Below are 4,304 nucleotides of genomic sequence, written 5' to 3' on the forward strand. Positions count from 1 at the left end.
GCCCGCCGTGGCATCCTGATCAGACTCGGACCTCTCCGAAGGTCCACGCTCCTACACCACGCGCGGGGGCACTATCCTTGGCCCTCTTCCAGCACCAAAACCACGTCTCCCAACCGGATCTCCTTCGGGGCGCGCGCCAGGGTGGCACCGCCACCGCCTCCACGGCGTGTCTGCACCAGCCCGGCCCGACTGAGTTTTGTATGATCTTAATGAGATGGTTGCGGGAAAGCTGAAATTCCTCGGCCAGATCAGCCGTGGAAAAGCCCGGTCCGGCGCGCTGGCAAGGCGTATGAGCCATCCATGAAGTGGTATTTATACTATTATGGCGCTTATTCAGAGACGTGCATAGTCCGGGCGCGGAGAGGCGGCTCCTGCCACGAGAATGACTATGCCTGAAGTTCGGAGTTCGGACATGGGCAATGGGTCCAACAGCTTCAAGAGCGAGGTGTAACCCGTCAGAAACACTTTGACACTGGACCATCAAGCGTCGCTAGGTGCCGCAAGCCGTTGTCATCTGTCTCTGCCCAATGAAATAATGACATCTGACGCGACTGATGGCGCGCTGGAGCTGGTCTAGGCGGCCGAGCGCGAGAACTCCGAAACGTCAAAATAACCGGGATACGACGTGGGCGAGCACGCGGACGAGAGCGTCTCGCGCAGAAGCGCGGTTTGTGCAGGCGGCCTCCCGGCGCCCAATAACCCAAGGGGTTTTGACATCCTCGCGCCTCAAATTTGGCCACCATCCGCACACTCCTTTGTGTCAAGTCGAGACGGCGAGTTCGGATAGGCGATCTCATCGCGCCGGATCAGCGTTCGCAGGCGGAACGGCGCGAAGATCCGATGCAGGGCCGACCGCCTGCGAAGGGGGCGCAAGCGACCGGCCATGGCTTAGCCTTGAATGTAGGCCTGGTATAGGTCGTGTATTCTGGCAGTTTTCGGGCCAGGCTTGCCGGTGCCGATGGGACGGCCATCGATGGTGGCCACCGGGGTGATGCCGCCGAGCGTGCCGGTGCAGAAGGCCTCGTCCGCGGAGTAGACCTCTGCGAGGGTGTAGGGCGCTTCACGAACGGTCAGCCCTGCATCCTTCCAGACCTTGATGGCCTTCTTGCGGGTGATGCCGTTGAAACAGGTCATGCCGTCCGACGTCCAGAGTTCGTCGCCGCGGATGATGAAGAAGTTCGTCGAGTTGCACGACGCCACGAACCCTCGATCGTCCAGCATCAGCGCCTCATCCGCACCCATGTTGATCGCCTGGATCAGCGCCTGGATGAAGTTGAGCCGGCTGTGCGAGTTCAGGCGCAGGTCGAAGACATCCGGCGTCGAGCAGCGGATCGTCGAGGTCATCAGCTTGAGGCCCTTGGCCTTCAGTTCGGGGTTGGGCTGCTTCCATTCGGCGACGATGACGATGGTGGCGCCGCCGACGATGAAGCGCGGATCCTGGTTCGGTGTCGACTTGCGCCCCCGCGAGATCATCATGCGGATATGGACGCCATCTTCCATCTTGTTGTGGCGCAGGCACTTCCAGATCTCCTCGACGAGGCCGGCCTTGTCGAAGCCGATGTCGAGCTGGATGGAGCATGCGCCTTCGAAGATGCGGTCGATGTGCTCGTCGATGGCAAGAAGCTTGCCGTTGATCAGGCGGATGCCTTCCCAGACGCCGTCGCCAAGCACGAAGCCCGCGTCGAAGATCGAGACCTTGGCCTCGTCCCGGCTGAAGAATTCACCGTTCACGTAGATCTCCACGCCATCGTTGCGCGGGTCTTTCACGTAGCTCTGGGAAGAGGAGCTGCTGAGGGGTGTCATGGTCTTACCTTGATGTCAGGAGTGTTCAGAATGCGAATTCGCCGAAGCGGCGCAGGAAGTCCTGGGTGCGCGCCTGCTTGGGGTGCTTGAGGATCTCGTCCGGGGTGCCGACCTCGTGGAAGACGCCCTCGGCGAGGAAGATCACCTTGGTGGCGAAGTGATAGGCAAAGCCGAGCTCGTGGGTGACGAGAAGCATGGTGCGCCCCTCTTCGGCCAGCTGTTTGATGACCCGCAGCACCTCGCCCACCAGCTCGGGATCGAGCGAGGAAGTCGGCTCGTCGAAGAGCAGGATCTCGGGCTGCATCGACAGCGCCCGCGCGATTGCGACGCGCTGCTGCTGACCGCCGGAGAGGCGTCCGGGCCAGGCGTCGTGCTTTTCCGAAAGGCCGACCTTGGCAAGCTCGGCCTCGGCGATCCGGCGCGCCTCGGGCTTGGATTTGCCCTGCACCGTCACGAGGCCCTCCATGACGTTGTCGAGAACGCTCATGTGGGGGAAGAGGTTGAACTGCTGGAACACCATGCCGAGACGCTCGCGCACTTGGCAAAGCTGCTTCTCAGGATAGGTGACGGTGCCTTTTTTCTCGACACCGATGCGGGTGCCGTCGAGCCAGATCTCGCCCTCGCTCAGCGTTTCCATGAAGTTCATGCAGCGCAGGAAGGTGGACTTGCCGGAGCCCGAGCCGCCGATGATCGCGATGCGCTCTCCGGGCTCGACGGTGAAATCGATGCCCTTGAGCACGTGGTGATCGCCGAACCGCTTGTGCAGGCCCTTTACTTCCAGAATGGGTTTGCCGGTCATGAGAGTTCCTTTCCGGGTCAGTTGGACCGCGCCAGGTGCTTTTCGAGGCGCCCGGCAAGGAAGGTGCCGGGGTAGATCAGGACGAAGTAGATGAAAGCCACCGCCGTCAGGATCTCGAAGGGTCTGTAGTAGGTCGAAGACAACAGGCGGCCCTGGTACATCAGCTCATGCACCGAGATCACCGAGGCCAGCGAGGACATCTTGGCCACCTCGATCGTGCGATTGGTGAAGGCCGGCAGCATGCGCTTGATCACCTGCGGCAGGATCACCCGGCGCATGGCCTGCGCACGGCTCATTCCTATGGCGAGCGCGCCCTCCATCTGGCCGCGGTGGATCGACCTGATGCCGCCGCGGAAGATCTCCGAGGCATAGGCAGAGGTGTTCAGCGTCAGCCCGAGCAGGGCTGCGGCATAAGGGCTGAGCTGCACGCCGACGAGTATCGGAAAGGCGTAGTAGAACCAGATGAGCTGGATCAGCACCGGCGTGTCGCGGAACAGCTCGACATAGACAAGGCTGGTGCCACGGATCCAGCCGCGGCGCGCGAGCCGCGCCTGTGCCAGCAGGAAGCCCCCCACGAGGCCGATGACGATGGAGGGGATCCAGATCTGGATGGTGACCCAGAGCCCGCGCAGCAGGACGATCCAGTTGTCGGTGACGATGCTGAAGTCGGGAACGTAGTTCATCCGGGCGCCCTCACTGGTAGGCCGTCAGCCGGGCTTCGGCGAGGCGGGCAAACTGGCTGGCAGTGACCAGCAGCACGAGGTACATCAGCGCGATGGTCGTGTAGACCTCGAGCGGGCGGAAGGTCTCTGCGTTCACCATCATCGCCTGGTAGAGCAGGTCTGCGTAGGCGAGCGTCGAGGCCAGGGCGGTGGTCTTCAGCAGCTCGAAGCTGCGCTCTATGAACGGCGGCACCATGCGGGCGATGGCCTGCGGCACGATCACCCGGCGCATCAGTGCGGAATGGGTCATGCCGAGCGCCCGTCCGCCTTCCCACTGACCGCGCTCGATGGAGACGATGCCTCCCCGGAACACCTCGGCGTAGAAGGCACCCGATTGCGTCGACAGCGCCAGCACCGCGGCGACGTAGGGATCGAGGCTGACCGCCAGCATCACCGGCAGCGCGTAGAAGAACCAGAAGAAGTGAACGATCGGCGGCGTGTTGCGATAGAACTCGATGAAGACGAGCGACGGGATGTTCAGCCACTTGCGTGTCGAGAGGCGCATCATCGCGAGGACGAGCCCCACAAGAACGCCCAGCACGATCGAAACGGTGGCGATCTTCACGGTGTTGAGCAGCCCCAGCGCGAGCATGTCGAAACGCTCCAGCACCGGGCCGAAGTCCCAGGAATAGTCCATGTGACGGCTTTCGTTGGATCGGAGGGGGCGCGGACCCGCCGGTGGCCGGCCGGTCCGCGCAGGGACTTACCAGTCTTCCTTGACCAGTCCGGGAATGCCGCTCGGATCAATGTCCTTGCTGGCGAGGTATTCGCCGAAAAGCTCGTCCGGCACGCCGGCGGCGTAGAGGTCGGCAAAGGTGGTGTTCACCCAATCGAGGAACTCGGTCCCGTCTTCCTGACGCATGCCCGCCGAGGTCGCCACCGGGTTGACCGGCTCGGGCAGCAGCACCTCACCCATCTTCAGGCGCGAATACTGCACAACAAGGGCCGGGTGGAACTGCACCACCGCGTCGATGCGGCCC

General features: G+C 62.8%; 5 protein-coding genes and 1 pseudogene. All 6 read right to left on the reverse strand.

Translation table 11 applies throughout. The features are described from left to right. Positions 1-71: 71 nt before the first annotated feature. Positions 72-176 (reverse strand): Rrf2 family transcriptional regulator, encoded by a 105-nt coding sequence (locus HC022_RS29910; RefSeq protein ID WP_368484708.1) that lies wholly within the window; start codon positions 174-176, stop codon positions 72-74. A 712-nt stretch (positions 177-888) separates the two neighbouring features. Next, positions 889-1,803: an aminotransferase class IV gene (locus HC022_RS20205; RefSeq protein WP_167453615.1), complete on the reverse strand. Its 915-nt coding sequence runs from the start codon at positions 1,801-1,803 to the stop codon at positions 889-891. Positions 1,804-1,828: 25 nt separating this feature from the next. After that, a complete protein-coding gene (locus HC022_RS20210) occupies positions 1,829-2,602 on the reverse strand; it encodes an amino acid ABC transporter ATP-binding protein (RefSeq protein WP_167453616.1) in 774 nt (257 codons plus the stop codon). Positions 2,603-2,619: 17 nt separating this feature from the next. Then, on the reverse strand, positions 2,620-3,285 hold the full coding sequence (locus HC022_RS20215; RefSeq protein WP_167453617.1) for an amino acid ABC transporter permease: 666 nt from the start codon (positions 3,283-3,285) through the stop codon (positions 2,620-2,622). A gap of 10 nt (positions 3,286-3,295) precedes the next feature. Continuing rightward, positions 3,296-3,961 carry an amino acid ABC transporter permease gene (locus tag HC022_RS20220; protein ID WP_167453618.1) on the reverse strand — a complete coding sequence of 222 codons (666 nt, stop codon included), beginning with the start codon at positions 3,959-3,961 and terminating at the stop codon, positions 3,296-3,298. Between the two features lie 66 nt (positions 3,962-4,027). Then, positions 4,028-4,304, reverse strand: a pseudogene (locus HC022_RS20225) (amino acid ABC transporter); the annotation flags it as partial.

It is taken from the genome of Salipiger sp. HF18 (assembly GCF_011806505.1).
Lineage (GTDB): Bacteria > Pseudomonadota > Alphaproteobacteria > Rhodobacterales > Rhodobacteraceae > Salipiger > Salipiger thiooxidans.